The 15683-nt window shown below is 35.0% G+C and carries 15 protein-coding genes and 1 other annotated feature; of the genes, 11 read left to right on the top strand and 4 right to left on the bottom strand.

All coding sequences use genetic code 11. From position 1 onward, the window contains the following. Positions 1-56: 56 nt before the first annotated feature. Positions 57-332 (bottom strand): hypothetical protein, encoded by a 276-nt coding sequence (locus tag ACSBO6_RS18490; protein ID WP_498843786.1) that lies wholly within the window; start codon positions 330-332, stop codon positions 57-59. Positions 333-508: 176 nt separating this feature from the next. Further along, positions 509-768, top strand: a binding site (T-box leader). A gap of 69 nt (positions 769-837) precedes the next feature. Here ACSBO6_RS18490 and asnA point away from each other — a divergent pair. Together asnA and ACSBO6_RS18480 are read left to right on the top strand one after the other, a co-directional pair. After that, positions 838-1821 (top strand): aspartate--ammonia ligase, encoded by a 984-nt coding sequence (gene asnA, locus ACSBO6_RS18485; protein ID WP_498843785.1) that lies wholly within the window; start codon positions 838-840, stop codon positions 1819-1821. A gap of 231 nt (positions 1822-2052) precedes the next feature. Then, on the top strand, positions 2053-3384 hold the full coding sequence (locus tag ACSBO6_RS18480; RefSeq protein WP_498843784.1) for a cytochrome P450: 1332 nt from the start codon (positions 2053-2055) through the stop codon (positions 3382-3384). Positions 3385-3536: 152 nt separating this feature from the next. Here ACSBO6_RS18480 and ACSBO6_RS18475 read toward each other — a convergent pair whose 3' ends face one another. Then, positions 3537-3734, bottom strand: coding sequence for a hypothetical protein (locus ACSBO6_RS18475; RefSeq protein ID WP_098848410.1), 198 nt, complete (start codon positions 3732-3734; stop codon positions 3537-3539). A 170-nt stretch (positions 3735-3904) separates the two neighbouring features. Between ACSBO6_RS18475 and rpiA the strand changes: the two genes are divergently transcribed. The 4 genes from rpiA to ACSBO6_RS18455 all read left to right on the top strand — a co-directional run bounded on the left by rpiA (position 3905) and on the right by ACSBO6_RS18455 (position 6925). Next, on the top strand, positions 3905-4579 hold the full coding sequence (gene rpiA, locus ACSBO6_RS18470; RefSeq protein ID WP_098848409.1) for a ribose-5-phosphate isomerase RpiA: 675 nt from the start codon (positions 3905-3907) through the stop codon (positions 4577-4579). A gap of 99 nt (positions 4580-4678) precedes the next feature. After that, entirely contained in the window at positions 4679-5533 is an 855-nt protein-coding gene (locus ACSBO6_RS18465; protein ID WP_098848408.1) for a carbon-nitrogen hydrolase family protein, read from the top strand. 35 nt (positions 5534-5568) lie between these two features. Next, a complete protein-coding gene (locus ACSBO6_RS18460; RefSeq protein ID WP_098848407.1) occupies positions 5569-6240 on the top strand; it encodes a GNAT family N-acetyltransferase in 672 nt (223 codons plus the stop codon). Positions 6241-6253: 13 nt separating this feature from the next. Continuing rightward, the gene (locus tag ACSBO6_RS18455; RefSeq protein ID WP_498843783.1) at positions 6254-6925 is read left to right on the top strand and encodes a GNAT family N-acetyltransferase; all 672 of its coding nucleotides are present in this window, start codon (positions 6254-6256) and stop codon (positions 6923-6925) included. 116 nt (positions 6926-7041) lie between these two features. Here ACSBO6_RS18455 and ACSBO6_RS18450 read toward each other — a convergent pair whose 3' ends face one another. Further along, positions 7042-7773 carry a hypothetical protein gene (locus tag ACSBO6_RS18450; RefSeq protein WP_498843782.1) on the bottom strand — a complete coding sequence of 244 codons (732 nt, stop codon included), beginning with the start codon at positions 7771-7773 and terminating at the stop codon, positions 7042-7044. 355 nt (positions 7774-8128) lie between these two features. On the opposite strand from ACSBO6_RS18450, the gene ACSBO6_RS18445 reads away from it, so the two are divergent. From ACSBO6_RS18445 to ACSBO6_RS18430, 4 genes are all read left to right on the top strand, one after another. After that, a complete protein-coding gene (locus tag ACSBO6_RS18445; RefSeq protein WP_098848404.1) occupies positions 8129-8425 on the top strand; it encodes a hypothetical protein in 297 nt (98 codons plus the stop codon). A gap of 213 nt (positions 8426-8638) precedes the next feature. Then, positions 8639-10369, top strand: coding sequence for an AAA family ATPase (locus ACSBO6_RS18440; protein ID WP_098848403.1), 1731 nt, complete (start codon positions 8639-8641; stop codon positions 10367-10369). Positions 10370-10609: 240 nt separating this feature from the next. Beyond that, positions 10610-11425, top strand: coding sequence for a DUF5995 family protein (locus ACSBO6_RS18435; protein ID WP_498843781.1), 816 nt, complete (start codon positions 10610-10612; stop codon positions 11423-11425). Between the two features lie 132 nt (positions 11426-11557). Next, on the top strand, positions 11558-12265 hold the full coding sequence (locus ACSBO6_RS18430) for a M48 family metallopeptidase (RefSeq protein WP_498843780.1): 708 nt from the start codon (positions 11558-11560) through the stop codon (positions 12263-12265). 37 nt (positions 12266-12302) lie between these two features. Here the strand turns inward: ACSBO6_RS18430 and ACSBO6_RS18425 are convergent, their stop codons facing one another. Then, complete coding sequence (locus ACSBO6_RS18425; RefSeq protein ID WP_498843779.1) at positions 12303-12797, bottom strand: acyl-CoA thioesterase; 495 nt, start codon at positions 12795-12797, stop codon at positions 12303-12305. Positions 12798-13130: 333 nt separating this feature from the next. Between ACSBO6_RS18425 and ACSBO6_RS18420 the strand changes: the two genes are divergently transcribed. Further along, complete coding sequence (locus tag ACSBO6_RS18420; RefSeq protein ID WP_098848399.1) at positions 13131-15662, top strand: vitamin B12-dependent ribonucleotide reductase; 2532 nt, start codon at positions 13131-13133, stop codon at positions 15660-15662. The last annotated feature ends 21 nt before the right edge of the window (positions 15663-15683 follow it).

Raw genomic sequence — 15683 nt, 5'->3', positions numbered from 1 at the left:
AGTTATACAGTGTTACATTGTATAATCAGGACAAAAATGTTTACGTATTTATTTAATTAATTTTTTATCCAAGTTAACATACGAAGAATAAAAAAAGGTTCAAACCAAGTAATCAATAAAAATATGATAAAAAATGAACCTACTGCTAAATATTTAGTGTAACCTATTTCTCTTTTTGAAATTGCTATAAAGCTACATATTGCTCCAAATAATAAAAATAAAAAACCAACTAAAGCAATAAGTTCGTTGAAGCCTGGAATCACATAAATTATTCCAAACAAAACTAGTCCTATAATCAATAATATTATTGAAATTCCACTGAAATTTTTCATAAAATTATCCCCTTTAAAATACTGCATACTTAAAATGTTAACATAATTTTCCAAAGAATATTGAGTTTTTTATCTTAGTTTTTTGTTTAGAATAAAATAAATATTAAAAAAATATTGACATTCTCCTATTTATCTATAAAATAATCATTAATAAAATGTTTCAGAGATGTGACAATAAAACGACTGTGAAAGGACGAGTAGTAGTAGGAAGTAGTCAAAGCGAATCAGGGGTGGTGTGAGCCTGATACGAAGCCTGTTATGAAGAACCTCCTGGAGTCGCTAACCGAAATCCTTTTAAGGAAAGTAGACTTAGCCGTGAACTTCGCCGTTAAAGAAGAACAGTATCGAGATTTCTCTAATCTCCGTACTGAATAAGTGAGCAGCCTCTGTTGCTAATTTGGGTGGTACCGCGGAACCAAAGCCTTTCGTCCCAGTTTTTTGGGAAAGAAGGGCTTTTTTTGTTGGCTTTTTTCTACTACATCTAAACATTTTGGGGGAAATAGGCATGTATCAATCATTAATGACAGTAAGAGAGACACAAATCGCAATTAAGGAAGTTAAGACATTTTTTGAGGATCAATTAGCAAACCGTCTTGGATTATTCCGCGTATCTGCACCATTATTTGTAACGAAAAAATCAGGTTTAAACGATCACTTAAACGGTGTAGAACGTCCAATTGAATTTGATATGCTACACTCTGGAGAAGAGTTAGAAATAGTTCACTCACTAGCGAAATGGAAACGATTTGCATTGCATGAATATGGTTACGAAGCTGGTGAAGGTTTATATACAAACATGAACGCGATTCGTCGTGATGAGGAACTTGATGCAACACATTCAATTTACGTTGACCAATGGGATTGGGAAAAAATTATTCAAACAGAATGGCGTACAGTTGACTATTTACAAGAAACCGTACGAACAATTTATGGTATTTTCAAAGATTTGGAAAATCATTTATTTGAAAAATATCCGTACCTTGGGAAGTATTTACCAGAAGAGATCGTATTTATCACATCCCAAGAGTTAGAAGATAAATACCCAGATTTAACACCGAAAGATCGTGAGCATGCAATTGCAAAAGAGCACGGTGCAGTTTTTATTATTGGAATTGGCGATGTACTTCGTTCTGGCGAAAAACACGATGGACGTGCGGCTGACTATGACGATTGGAAATTAAACGGAGACATCTTATTCTGGCATCCAGTATTGCAATCTTCATTTGAGTTATCATCAATGGGGATCCGTGTTGATCGTAAATCACTTGATGAGCAGTTAACGAAGACAGGTGAAGATTTCAAACGCGAATATGATTTTCATAAAGGTATTTTAGAAGAAGTGCTTCCACTAACAATTGGTGGTGGTATTGGGCAATCAAGAATGTGCATGTTCTTCTTACGTAAAGCGCATATTGGTGAAGTTCAATCTTCTGTATGGCCTGATGAAATGCGAGAAGCATGTAAGAAGGAAAACATTCACTTGTTTTAAGAAAAATAACAAAATAAAGAGGAGTGAGTCCTGTACAAGACAGGATTCAATCCTCACAAGTAACTGATAGATTGTCTAAATAAGGCAGTCTTTTTTTGTTCTAAAAACTAAAATACATGTCTGCTAAATTTAAGTGGATAAATATCGATATATAAAAAGCATTAGCCTTCTCTTCTTCTTAATATACTAAGAGTATCCAATATTAAAATTTCCTGGAATGGAGTGAATTTTATGCTTGAAGTAAAAGGGCTGGCTTCTTATTCACCTTTAGGGCATTTGAATGAGTTTCGGAAAGATCCAATACTTTTTTTTAGTGAACTTTATCGAAATCATGATCAGATTGTCTCATTTCGATTTGCTCATCGTAAAATGAACTTGCTATTGGAGCCGGATTTAATAAAAGAGGTATTAGTAACTAAGCAGCATTCTTTTCATAAGTCAAAGCCATTTCTAGAGATGAAAACGTTGCTTGGGGAGGGATTGTTAACGATTGAAGATGAGATGCATATGAGGCAACGGCGTTTGATTCAGCCATCCTTTACGAAGCAGCATATACAAACCTATGCTAATGATATGTCATTTCTCACAGAAGAGTTTATTCGTTCATGGAAGGATGGTGAGGAGCGTCTCATTAGTAGAGATATGATGGAGCTTACATTAGCGATCATTGCTAAAACGATGTTTAGCATGGATTTACATCAAGGACACGAGCGCGTTGGAAAGCACTTTGACATTATTATGGATATTGCAACTAAGCGAATTCGATCAGTTTTAAAAGCTCCACTCAAATTGAATACACCAAATAATAAATCTTTATCGGAGGCTATTAAGGCAATCGATAAGGTGTTATATGAAATTATTGAAAAAAGAAATAACGCAGAATCAAAGGATGATTTACTAGGACTACTAATGCAGGCAAGGGATGAAGAGTCTAATGAAGGCATGACGAATCGACAATTAAGGGATGAAGCAATGACAATTTTCCTTGCAGGTCATGAAACGACAGCTAATGCTTTATCTTGGTGCTTCTATCTTTTATCTCAGCATCCCAGTAAAGCAAAATTATTATATGAAGAAGTAGATCGCGTTCTAGGCAAAAGGCGAGCAGATTATCACTCTATGAAAGATTTAATCTATACTCAGCAAATTATTTGGGAAAGTATCCGTCTCTATCCTCCTGCATGGCTTATTAGTAGAAAAGCAATAGAAGATGTCAGCATTGGCGATTACAAAATTCAAAAAGGTGAGACAGTCATGATGAGTTCTTATATCATGCAGCGTTCTGAAAAGTATTTCTCACATGCTGAAAAATTTCTCCCAGAGCGGTTTAAGAATGGAAAGGTGGAAGGTGTGCCTGAATATGCGTATTTTCCTTTTGGTGGTGGTCCACGAGTTTGTATCGGAAATCATTTCGCAATAATGGAAGCTACTCTAGTTTTAGCAACGATCGCCCAGCATTATACTATTGATCTAGCTCCTAATCATCATAAAGTGGAAACAGAACCACTTATTACACTTCGGCCGAAAGATGGATTGCGTATGATTGTAAAAAAGAGAAAATGAGCGGTTTATTAGACAATGGTCAACAGCCTATTTAAATCGACTATGGGTTGTAAATCGTGAATATGATCCATTCAATTTATTTAAATAAAAAAATAGTAGTGAAAAAACCGATCAATGCGTTGGTCGGTTTTTCTATGTGACTAAAAAGCTTCTTATTGCTCTGAATTACTACTTTTATTGCCTTTGATAAAGATTAAGTAATTACCGAGAATTGAAAATAATAGTAGTACAAAACCGAAAATAACAATTTGGTAGTTTTTATCTACGTAACCAAAATAACAACATACTACTGTAACAGGTAAAATCATTAATATAATGCAAAACTTAAGTACAAAATTAGGGACATCCATATCCTCTTCACCTTACTTAGTATTTTTTCAATTAGTTTTTCTTAGTTAAGATTCTTTATGCAAACTATTTTTATATAGTACGATTAATTTGAACATCCTATAAAATATGAAATTTGGATTTATTACTTATACTAGTTAAGAACTAAAACAATAAAATAGAAGGTGTAAACATGAATGAGAATGAAAAGCTAATTGTAGGAGAAAAGGCAGCAGAATTTGTAAAAGATGGAATGGTCGTTGGATTAGGTACGGGATCTACCGTTTTTTACACAATCAAAAAGCTAGGGCAATTAGTTAGGGAAGGACTGAATATAAAGGGTATTCCGACCTCCATTAAAACTGAAAAGCTTGCGAAAGAAGAGGGTATTCAATTAGTAAACTTTCGTAAAATTGAACAGATTGATATTGCCATTGATGGTGCCGATGAAATTAATCCAAACTTTGAGCTAATTAAAGGTGGGGGAGGTGCACTATTAAGAGAGAAAATCATTGCCAAAGCAGCTAAAACATTTATAGTAGTTGCTGATCCAACTAAGATGGTAGAGAAATTAGGTAAGTTCCCACTCCCGATAGAAGTTATTCCATTTGGGATGGAAATGACGATGAAACATATTGAAGCAATCGGTTTAAGTCCTAAGCTGCGTTTAAATGGAGCAACTCCGTATATTACAGATAATGGAAACTATATTTTTGACTGCAGTATACCGAATCATATTCAAGCACAAATACTAGAAAGAGATCTAAATTTGATTCCAGGAGTGGTAGAAAACGGATTATTTGTCGGAATGACTGATTTTGTGATCACGCTAAATAAAGATGAAAAGATAGAAATATTAAGTAAATAGTACTAAGTATACAGAAGAAAAGTACATACTTGCCCCTTACTTCTATTTATTTAATAATAATAGTAAGAGAGAAAGAGTTAATGGGAAGAGGGGGATTATATGCAATTAAGAGTTTCAGCCGTTCAATATCATCTTCACACAATAAATTCCTTTGAAGAGTTTGAAAAACAAGTCGAACATTATATTAAGACTGCAGAGGAATTTGAAGCGGAATTTATCATTTTTCCGGAATTTTTTACAACTCAGCTTATGTCAATTGGTAATGAAAAAGGTGAAGCATTAACGATCCAAGACTTACCTAACTTTACTGAACAATATCGTTCTTTATTTTTAGAGTTGGCAAAACAATACAATATGCACATTATTGGCGGGACGCATGTCATTAAAAAAGGCGATCGTCTATACAATGTTGCACATTTGTTCTATCCAGATGGCCGAATTGGTGAGCAGGCAAAGCTACATATTACACCTACGGAGGTTAATGAGTGGAATATGAGTGCAGGTGACGGTCTAGAAGTTTTTGAGACAGATAAAGGAACAATTGCGATGTTGACTTGCTACGACATTGAATTCCCAGAAATCGTTCGAATGGCAAAAGCAAAAGGTGCAGATGTCATTTTCTGTCCATCATGCACAGACGATCGCCATGGATTCCATCGAGTTCGTTATACATGTCATGCAAGGGCAATCGAAAATCAAGTATATGTTGTAAATACTGGTACGATTGGTTCACTTCCAACTGTAGATTTTATGCGGGCAAATTTCGGCCAAGCGGTTGTAATCACTCCTAACGACATCCCATTTCCCCCAAAAGGAATAATGGTAGAAGGTGAAATGAATCAGGATATGATTGTTACAGCTGATCTTAATTTAGATTTATTATACAAAGTTCGTGAAAAGGGATCCGTTACAACATGGCGCGACAGACGTACTGACCTTTATCCAGATTGGTAAACTAATTCTTAAATAGAAAAGAGAGTTTAAAGCCCATGTATCGAAAGGAATTTTTTGTTTTCGACCAGGACAAACCAGTCCCAGTGGTAATCCGTAATTATAATGAGAATGACTTTACTAATTTAATCCGTATTCAACAAGAAAGCTTTCCTCCGCCATTCCCATCGGAACTTTGGTGGAATGAGGAGCAACTTAAAAATCATATAAGTCTTTTTCCAGAAGGAGCTTTATGTATAGAGGTTAATGGTCAAATGGCAGGCTCTATGACAGGTCTACTTGTTCAGTTCGATCCTAGCAATCCTGACCATTCATGGGAAGAGATTACTGATCATGGATATATTCGTAATCATAACCCAAACGGAAACACTCTTTATGTCGTTGATATTGGTGTCAGACCGTCCTATCGAAAATTAGGTTTAGGCAAGTGGTTAATGTTTTCCATGTATGATATTGTTGTGCATCTTGGATTGGAAAGATTACTTGGAGGAGGCAGGATGCCAGGGTATCATAAAAAGGCGGATCACTTATCTCCCAATCAATACATAGACGCGGTCATAAAAGGGGAGCTAAAGGATCCAGTTATTAGTTTCTTACTTCGATGTGGTCGTACCCCGGTTAAGGTAGTTGCTAATTATTTAGAGGACGAAGAATCATGCAATTATGGAACACTAATGGAATGGAAAAATCCATTTAAACAGTCTAAGTAAAGGGAGAGAGAAAATGGAATATAAAAGAATTACAAATATCAATGACCCATTATTTAAACAAATGCATCAATTAATGCAAGATGTATTTCCTAAAGAAGAAGTATTAGAATTCGACCTTTGGAAAGAGCCTTTGGAGGATCCAGGAATTCGTGTTTTTGTTGCGGTCTATGAAGATAGAGTAGTAGGTGCTACAGAGTATCGCTATTATGATGATTTTAATGTTGCCATGACTGACTTTACAATAATCGGCCAAGCTGGTTTGGGAATCGGTCCGTACTTGGCAAAAAATAGATTAGTAGATTTACAGACATTAGCAAATGAAAATAATAAAAAATTATCAGGTATGTTTGCTGAAATTTACGATCCATATCGTGTAGAAGACCATGACTTTGGCGGCGTTAAACCTATGAATCCATATGTTCGTAGGGAAGTATTAGCTCACCTAGGTTATAAGCGTCTTGATTTTGAATATATCCATCCATCATGGAACAATGACGGTGAAGCTGTAACTGGCCTAGATCTTTGTTTTCTACCAATGGATGGGGAAATGAATGAAATGCAATCAGACTTAATCGTAAAATTTTTAAAGCGTTATTATACTGTGTTATCGAATAAGCCAGCGTCTTGGTATTCAATGATTGAAAACTTAGAAGAGAAAGAAAAAGTCTCATTAGTCTACTTTTAAATAAACATAAAAAAAGCTTTTCGATATAGTCTAAATATAGACTTCGAGAAGCTTTTTTTATATTCGATCTAATCATTCATTCGAACAATCCTTTTACCTGAGAATTAATCATATTTTTAATCTGCTTGTTTTTGTTTTTCCTCTTTTTTAGTGCTCACTGTAGTAGTATAGGATTTTGGCTTATCGGATCCATTTATAAGTTTATAAATATAGTCAGTTGTTAGTTTATAGGTGTCTTCAAGTTTTGTAGTGATATAGTTTGCTCGTTCAAAAATAATCGAGCGTAAGTTGTTGAGTTGGTGGGAGATTCTATCCATCATTGCCTCTTGCGTATCAAGGCGATCTAAAACCCCATGTTGAAATTCCTCTTGTTGTAATAATCCATGAGCTACTTCATTTTGTTTTTCAAGTAGCTTATCTAGTTGTAATAAGAGAGCTTGGTTATCCGATTCACTTTTTTCTAATCGTTTTGCCAATTCTGTATAAGCTTCATTTAAACGATTCATTTGAGTAACTAATGTTTGTTTTTCCATACTTTCATTTGCTTCAGATGTATTTAACCGTTGAATCATGATTCTTTCAAATTGTTCACGCTCACGGTTACTACCTATGAGACTATTTATTTGATGTTTAACATGATTCCACTGATTTGTTTGCAATTCTTTTAATTGCTCATATCGTGGCTTCAATTCAGAGATTGATTTTTCTAGGATCATGTTATTTTTTTGTTGTTCTTCCATTAATTCGGCTAAGTAATTATGCCGAACAATCCCTTGATTCGGTGTTTGTATTGTTTCAGTATTTTTAAAGACATCAGGGTGCTCATTCTTATTAATAAATAATCCCACTATTATTTCTCCCTTTCTATATTTTTTACTAATATTTTATGTTCAAGTACAGATGGGGGAACTTGGGTATCGTTAGTTGGGCTATTGTGTAGCTTGAAAGCGGCGTTTAGTTAGGAAATTTGATATTCTGCTTCCCGTATAAAAAATATTTTAGTAAAAGAGTATTTTAGTAAAAATGAAGTGGGAACAAAGGCTTAATTTTGCAATTAATCTTATTAAATTAATATGATAAACAAATGGATAAAGAACAGAACAACGGTCTTTAAAAGGTTTGGGAATTGTTATCAGAAAATTAAGTAAATTTATATCACCAGCCTATTTTCTTTGAATAGTATGATGTAAGGTGGTGATAACTATGGATTTAGGATTCGGACTTGCGGATTGGATGCTATATACTATATGGGCAGTTACTGGATTAATGATTCTTGATTTTGTAATAGCATTTATCCGTTCATTCTGGAAAGGTTCATTCGATACATCTTTTATACTTGGTTATTTAAAGGATATTTTATACTTCATTTTTCCACTGAAGTTTTTAATATCAATGTTTGCACTTGATCCTACTGGATGGATTTTAATTGCATTTTATTTTATCGGCGGAATCGCTGTTGTTATTAAGTATTTGAAAGATATTTTTAGTAAGTTTCAATAAGTATTGAAAGCCCTCTTTTAAGGAGGGCTTTTCAGTTTACAGGGGACAGAGATTGGACTTTGTAAACGAACAAAGAAGCCTATTTAAAAGTGGCTTTTTTATTTTGTTTAAATGAACAAATTTATTTAGTTTTTGCATACATATATTTCTAGGCACCAATGGGCTGATTTTTTCATAGAATATTCAAAAAATTCCCTAGAAGGAAGAATGTTTATGACAAAATATCAATGGGTTAAATGGCGAAGAGTATTAGTTTGGTTAGCTATTATTGTTATTATCGGCGTTGTGCTTGTAAAAGGAGGGCCAACGTACTGGAGTGTAGCATTATCGATTATTGGTCTTTTATTTCAGTTTGTCGTCATGATTTCACTTGCGATCATCCAGTTTGTCGCAATTTTCTGGTTTCTAGCCAGAGGTCGTACTTATTGGATTTTACCTGGTGAGACCGGATCGACGTGGGATGATTATCGTGGAAACCCTGAGATTGTCGAAAATGCAAAACGAATCGTAACCTTACTAAAAGGTGTGAAAGAATTTAAGGAAATGGGCGGGGAGGCAATTCGTGGGTTGCTGCTTTGTGGTCCTCCTGGTACAGGGAAGTCTTATCTTGCACAAGTTATTGCGAATGAGGCTCAAGTACCTTTTGCTTATGCTTCGGCTCCGAGTTTTCAAAATATGTTCTTTGGTGTAGGGAATTTGAAAGTAATGGGAATATACAAAAAGGCTAGAAAGTTAGCTAATCTTTATGGAGCTTGTATCATTTTTATTGATGAAGTTGATGCAATTGGTATGTCCCGTCAAGGAGGAGGTGCCGCTGGTGGTGGTTTGTTCGGTATGGGAATGGGTTCTGGATTATTGAATGAACTTTTACTGCAAATGGATCCTCCAAACATTGATAATTCTAAAATAGCTAAATTTCTTCGCTCGCTCGGTTTACGTAAAAAGAAAGCAGAGCGCCCTGCGGTTCTGACGATTGCTGCTACAAATTTACCTGATGTACTTGATCAAGCATTACTACGACCAGGTCGTTTTGACCGAAAACTTTGGGTAGATTCTCCTGATTATGATGGACGTATTGATGTTTTCCAATATTATCTAAAAAAGGTGAAAATCGATTCAACTTTAACACCAGAGCGAGCTGCGCTTGATACGATTGGATATAGTCCAGCACAAATAAAACATATCGTGAATGAATCTGTCGTAATTGCTCATCAGCGTGGTGCTGAAGTTGCAAATTATACTGACTTCCGAGATGCAATGGAAACGTATGAGTGGGGTCTTAAGCAGCCACTTAGATCCATGAGTGAAGATGAGAAGAGAAATGTAGCGTATCATGAAGCTGGTCACGCCGTAGCTCAATATTTATTAAAACCACATGATCGAGTATGGAAGGTAACAATTATACGTAGGGGAGACGCACTTGGTCTGGCTGCAACTAAGCCAACAACAGAAAGATATAATCGAAGCGACAGTGAAATACTCGCTGCAATCCAAGTTTGTTTGGCAGCAAGAGCAGTAGAAGAAGAGTTTCTTCACAAAAAATTAAACGGTGTCACATCTGATTTGCAACAAGCAACCCTTCTTGGTGGTGCATATTTAGGGTTAGTTGGAATGGGTGATGAGTTATTCAGCTGGAATGCATTAGGCTCTCAAGCAGAGGGACTTAGAGCACTACGACCAAAAATTAACCTTCTTCTAAAGGACCAAATGAGCCAAGTCAAAAAACTCGTTACTGATCACGCCGATTTCGTACACTCAATCGCACAAGAGTTGCTAAAAAGAGGCGACTTAACAGGAGAGGAAATAGAAGATATTTACGAAAGCATTTATGCTCGTTCGCGTCCTGAGCCGCCTATTGTAAAGGTTGGAACTGTTTATGAAAAAAATATCCAAGGATTGCTTAAGGATTTTGATAAATTAGATGAGAGTGATCAGAATTCGTGAAAAATCTATTAATTGATATTTAGTTGCAAACTTTAATCAAAAGAGTAGCTCATGATGAGTTGCTCTTTATTTTTTTATGAAAGCAAAATTCATAAAGTGTTCTCGATAACGAAGGAATTTTCAAAAGACGCACTGAATATGACAAGATATCCCCAACTATCAGTATCATTTCAACACAAAAAGCATTTTGGTTAACAAATTTAATACAACATATTTTCACGAAAGTTAGGAGCGTGAGGAATGAATAGTCTTTCAAAGCAATTAGGAAACGCAAGTACAATCGATGATGTAATTGAACAGTTAGATCAGATTATTTCGATGAGTAATAATACCAAAAGCAAACTAGGCTATTTTGCTTCTTTATATCGGTTGGTAACGATTAAAGTGAAAGATGGAATTTTAACTAATCAGTTTGAAGATGGAGCAAGAATGGAAAGTCTGGATGTGAATTTTGCCAATTTCTATTTAAATGCACTTAAAAACTATTTAAATGGAGAACCTTTAAGTCTTAGTTGGCAATTGGCTTTTCGTCTTGCAGAAAACCGTCAATCTATTTTGCTACAGCATTTGTTGCTTGGCATTAATGCTCATATTAATTTGGATTTAGGGGTAGCTGCTGCAATGGTATGCAAAGACGCTAATATTTTAGCTCTTTACAATGACTTTATGAAAATAAATAGTGTTTTAGCATCATTAGTAGATGAGGTAAGGGATGACATGGATCGAATTTCACCTTGGATTGGTTTTTTAGATCATGTTGATCCAAAAGCATCCAAGGCCATCATAAACTTTAGTCTAGAGAAGTCTCGAAATTACGCATGGGATTTTGCGAAAACGCTGGCTGCAGCGAATGAAAGTGAGTGGGAAAGGCTGATTAAAGTACAGGATAATGAAGTTGCAGCGATTGGAAATATGGTCGCACGCCCAAGTAGTTGGATGCTAAAGGTTGGTTTATGGGCAATTCGTTTTCGAGAATCCAAGAATATTGAAAGAAACTTACATCTATTAAATCATAGTCGCTTTGAAACAAATTCAACTGGTGGTATTCAAATGTAGGGGAATCTTTCGTGATTGACTTACTTTGAATTATTCTTTTAAAAATCTCCACTTCATTTAATAAAAACTGTATATTATATAAAGTAGCTAATTTCTTAGTAATCAAGAGGGTAAAATTATAGGTGAATATAAATGATACATACATATTTAAACGAAACAATTAGTTTTCATATAAAATATAAAAAGCAAAAATCAATCGGTATTTATATAGACGCTTATGGGAATGTTGAAGTTCGAGCTCCTAAAGACACACCTGAAGAAAGTGTCATTGAAGTTTTAGAAGCGAACTGGGAGTTGATTATTCAAAAATCAAATGAAATGAAAGAGCGACTTCGTGGGCCAAAAGAACGGACTTATGAATTTGGTGAGACATTTCTTTATTTAGGAAAATCATATCCTATACAAATTTCACACGATGAAACTATTGGGCAAGATCAAGTAATTTTTGAAGGAAATCGACTAAATATTATTGTCAAACAACTAGAGGATGAGCGGATTAAACAAGCACTTAAAAGGTTTTATTACCAACAAATTAAAGCATTAGTTGAAAAGAGTATTCAGAAGTATCAAAGCAACTTTAGAGTGAAGCCATCATCAATTAAGATAACTGATAGTAAAACAAACTGGGGGACATGTAATTCAAATAGGCAACTAACATTTAATTGGAAGCTAGCAATGGCTCCTCAAAATGTGATTGACTATGTAGTCGTCCATGAAATGTGTCATATGGTTCATATGAATCACGACAGGTCCTTTTGGCGACTTGTCGGTAAAATTATTCCAGAATATAAAGAAAGAGAAGATTGGTTAGCGTTTTCTAATTGGAAAATGACTGTATAACAAACTAAAAATGGAGCGACATTTGTCGTCCCATTTTTTATTTATTGTAAAAAAAGTCTGCTAATTCCTTACTTTTGATTCTTCTATTTTTACGGATTTTAGCGCGTTCTTCTCCGCCTTGGTATAAGAATTTTTCTTCCTCTGTTTCGGGAACAATTTGTGGAACTTTAATTAAGTTACCTTCCTGATCTAATGCAACAAAAGTTAAAAATGCGGTTGCAGCGATTTTCTGTTCTCCAGTTTTTAAGTTTTCTGCAGTTACTTTTACGAAAACTTCAAATGATGAAGTGCCAGTCCAAGTTACATAACTTTCAAATATTACTGCATCTTTCATCGTGATTGGATGTAGAAAGTCAACTGAATCGGTTGAAGCAGTTACAATTGAAGATCGGCAGAATTTCATTGCTGATATACTTCCGATTATGTCTAAGTCATTCATTAATTTTCCACCAAACAAAGTGTTATGACTATTTACATCATTGGGCAGTACTAAATTTGTTCTAATGACTCTAGTTTCATTACAAGTTACCATATGATTTCTCCATTCTTTACTATTTTTAAATTGTAACACTTTTTAATAGTAAATTTAGTACTTTTTCAAAAAATAATATGAACAAACTTTCTATTGGAAGGATGAATAAGCAATGCTTGTATATTTTTTATTTGTCAATGAAATTTGTAGGGAAAAGTGCAAATTTAAATATGTTTATTTCAGTCGTTTACATTGACTTTTACTTCTTAAGTCGGTATATTTATATTTTGTTGAGACGGGATAAATACTACATATGGGTGTTGTAAAGAAAGAGAACACCTATATATCGATATATGGTAAAATCGATATAATCTATGCGAGGAGGAACAGGTGATGATAAATACAATAATTGATGCAAAATTACCTGCTAATATACAGAAATTAAATCAAGACATAATGCATTTTCCAATGATTACACCTATTAATCCAGAGATGCATAAAACAACATTTAAAGGTGTATCTAGAACGGTTATGTTAGATCGATACGCATTTAAAGATATTAAACTAATTACATTAGGTGTAGGTGACCTAGTTGTACTAACATATAAGGACGATCCAAAGTTTCCTCGTCGTGGTTATGGTGAAGTAATTGCTATTGATGATCGTCATGAAGAAGTAACTGTTCAATTAGATTCTCAGTTTGAAGACGGAGCGATCATTACAGTTGCATTTAATAAAGTAGACAAACCACTTGAAATCTTCTACGAACAAATTGCAGACCGTGTAGCACGTGGGCTTGCATCTGCAGAAACTCCTGAAAAATTCTCCGAAGTAAAAGATATGTTTTATGAAATTTTAGCAAACAAAACTTTTGTACCAGCGGGACGTGTTTTGGCTGGTGCCGGTACAGGTGCTTCAACGACATTCTTTAACTGTTATGTGATGCCTCATATTCACGATTCTCGTGATGGAATTGGTGAACATCGTAAAAAGGTAATGGAAATTATGTCACGTGGTGGTGGCGTTGGGACAAACGGATCAACCTTGCGTCCTCGCGATGCAATTGTCTATAGTGTGAATGGACGCTCAAGTGGGTCGGTATCTTGGTTACATGATTTATCTGAATTAACGAATTTAGTTATTCAAGGCGGTTCAAGACGTGGAGCGCAAATGATTATGATGAACGTTAATCACCCTGATATAGTCGAGTTTATCGTATCAAAGAACCAAAATCCAAAAGTTTTACGCTATATTGCGCAAACGACAAAATCGAAATTAATTCGTGAAGAAGTAGAGCGTAAATTAAAGTTTGAACCTATTAGTACAACAGAAAAAGCAGCTTATGAAGCATTGATTCATATTGCAACAAAAGAAGGAAATTTAAATACACCTGAAATTGAACAGGCAAAAGAACTGCTTAAAGACGGTGGCAAGTATTCAGTTCACAACCCCGAGTTTTTAACAGGTGCAAATATATCTGTTTGTTTAACTGATGATTTTATGGAAGCAGTTGAAAATGATGGGGAATTTAAGCTTCAATTCCCAGATTTAGAAAACTATGACGATGAAATGCGTTTAATTTATGATCAAGAATGGCAGGAATGTGGAGATGTACGTGAATGGGCTGCACGTGGATATGGTGTACGAACGTACCACACTATAAAAGCAAAAGAACTTTGGGATTTAATCAATATTTGTGCAACTTATTCTGCTGAGCCAGGAATTTTCTTCTTAGATAATGCAAACAAAATGACGAACGCTGTATCTTATGGACAAAAAGTAGTTGCAACTAACCCTTGTGGAGAGCAACCACTTGCTCCATTCTCTGTTTGTAATTTAGCAGCTGTTAACTTAGCCGAAATGACTCAAAACGGTAAGGTGAACTGGGAAAAGTTAAAGAGAACCGTTCAAATCGGAACGAGAATGCAAGATAATGTAATCGATGCAACGCCATATTTCCTAGAAGAGAATACGAAGCAAGCAAAAGGTGAACGCCGTATCGGATTAGGTGTAATGGGATTACATGATTTACTAATCCGTTGTGGACTAGTTTATGGATCAGAAGCTGGCAATAAATTAGTTGATCAAATTTTTGAAGTAATCGCAACTACTGCTTATAAAACTTCTATTGAATTAGCGGAAGAAAAGGGAGAATTTCCATTCTTAGCGACTTTTGAAGATGGACGCGAACGTTTCATTAACTCAGGATACATGAAAAAAATGCCTGAAGAAATTCGTGAAGCAGTTTTAAAAAGTGGTATTCGTAATTCGCACTTATTAACAATTGCTCCTACGGGAAGTACTGGAACAATGATGAATGTTAGCACCGGACTTGAGCCTTATTTTAACTTTGTATACTTCCGTTCGGGACGTTTAGGTAAATTTATTCCCGTTGTAGCTGATATCGCACTTGAATGGTTAGAAGCTAATGGATATGAAGTAACTGAAGAAAATGTTTATGAGATGATTGAGCATCTACCAGAACAATTTGTTGGTACAATGGACCTTTCTCCAGAGGCACATGCTGATGTTCAATGTATTATCCAAAGATGGATCGATTCTTCAATTAGTAAAACTGTTAATGCGCCTAAAGGTTATTCTGTTCAACAAGTAGCAAAAGTGTATGAAAGATTACACAAAGGTGGAGCAAAGGGCGGGACTGTTTATGTAGATGGTTCTCGTGATGCCCAAGTACTATCGCTAACAAATGAAGAAAATGATTTTACAGATGTAGAATTAGAAACAGTTGAAAATATAAATGATACAACGAAAAACGAAACGGATGAAACTGCACAAGTTAAAACTGGTAACGTAGGTGTAGAAAACGGAGACACTTGTCCAATTTGCCTTGCAGGTACTGTAGTTGAACATGGTGGTTGTAATACATGTGATAATTGTCAAGTTCAGTTGAAGTGTGGAATCTAAAAGTAAGTATTAAAAAGCTGT

The sequence above is a fragment of the Bacillus sp. AL-1R genome (assembly GCF_052180195.1).
In the GTDB taxonomy this organism is placed as follows: domain Bacteria; phylum Bacillota; class Bacilli; order Bacillales; family Bacillaceae_G; genus Gottfriedia.
This window is presented reverse-complemented; position numbering and strand designations above follow the sequence as displayed.

Excerpts from the sequence above, each read along its gene's own strand:
- ACSBO6_RS18430 (WP_498843780.1), top strand. The coding sequence starts at position 11,558 with ATGATACATACATATTTAAACGAAACAATTAGTTTTCATATAAAATAT.
- asnA (WP_498843785.1), top strand. The coding sequence starts at position 838 with ATGTATCAATCATTAATGACAGTAAGAGAGACACAAATCGCAATTAAG.
- ACSBO6_RS18455 (WP_498843783.1), top strand. The coding sequence starts at position 6,254 with ATGGAATATAAAAGAATTACAAATATCAATGACCCATTATTTAAACAA.
- ACSBO6_RS18475 (WP_098848410.1), bottom strand. The coding sequence starts at position 3,734 with ATGGATGTCCCTAATTTTGTACTTAAGTTTTGCATTATATTAATGATT.
- rpiA (WP_098848409.1), top strand. The coding sequence starts at position 3,905 with ATGAATGAGAATGAAAAGCTAATTGTAGGAGAAAAGGCAGCAGAATTT.
- ACSBO6_RS18435 (WP_498843781.1), top strand. The coding sequence starts at position 10,610 with ATGAATAGTCTTTCAAAGCAATTAGGAAACGCAAGTACAATCGATGAT.
- ACSBO6_RS18460 (WP_098848407.1), top strand. The coding sequence starts at position 5,569 with ATGTATCGAAAGGAATTTTTTGTTTTCGACCAGGACAAACCAGTCCCA.
- ACSBO6_RS18445 (WP_098848404.1), top strand. The coding sequence starts at position 8,129 with ATGGATTTAGGATTCGGACTTGCGGATTGGATGCTATATACTATATGG.
- ACSBO6_RS18465 (WP_098848408.1), top strand. The coding sequence starts at position 4,679 with ATGCAATTAAGAGTTTCAGCCGTTCAATATCATCTTCACACAATAAAT.
- ACSBO6_RS18480 (WP_498843784.1), top strand. The coding sequence starts at position 2,053 with ATGCTTGAAGTAAAAGGGCTGGCTTCTTATTCACCTTTAGGGCATTTG.
- ACSBO6_RS18440 (WP_098848403.1), top strand. The coding sequence starts at position 8,639 with ATGACAAAATATCAATGGGTTAAATGGCGAAGAGTATTAGTTTGGTTA.
- ACSBO6_RS18420 (WP_098848399.1), top strand. The coding sequence starts at position 13,131 with ATGATAAATACAATAATTGATGCAAAATTACCTGCTAATATACAGAAA.
- ACSBO6_RS18490 (WP_498843786.1), bottom strand. The coding sequence starts at position 332 with ATGAAAAATTTCAGTGGAATTTCAATAATATTATTGATTATAGGACTA.
- ACSBO6_RS18425 (WP_498843779.1), bottom strand. The coding sequence starts at position 12,797 with ATGGTAACTTGTAATGAAACTAGAGTCATTAGAACAAATTTAGTACTG.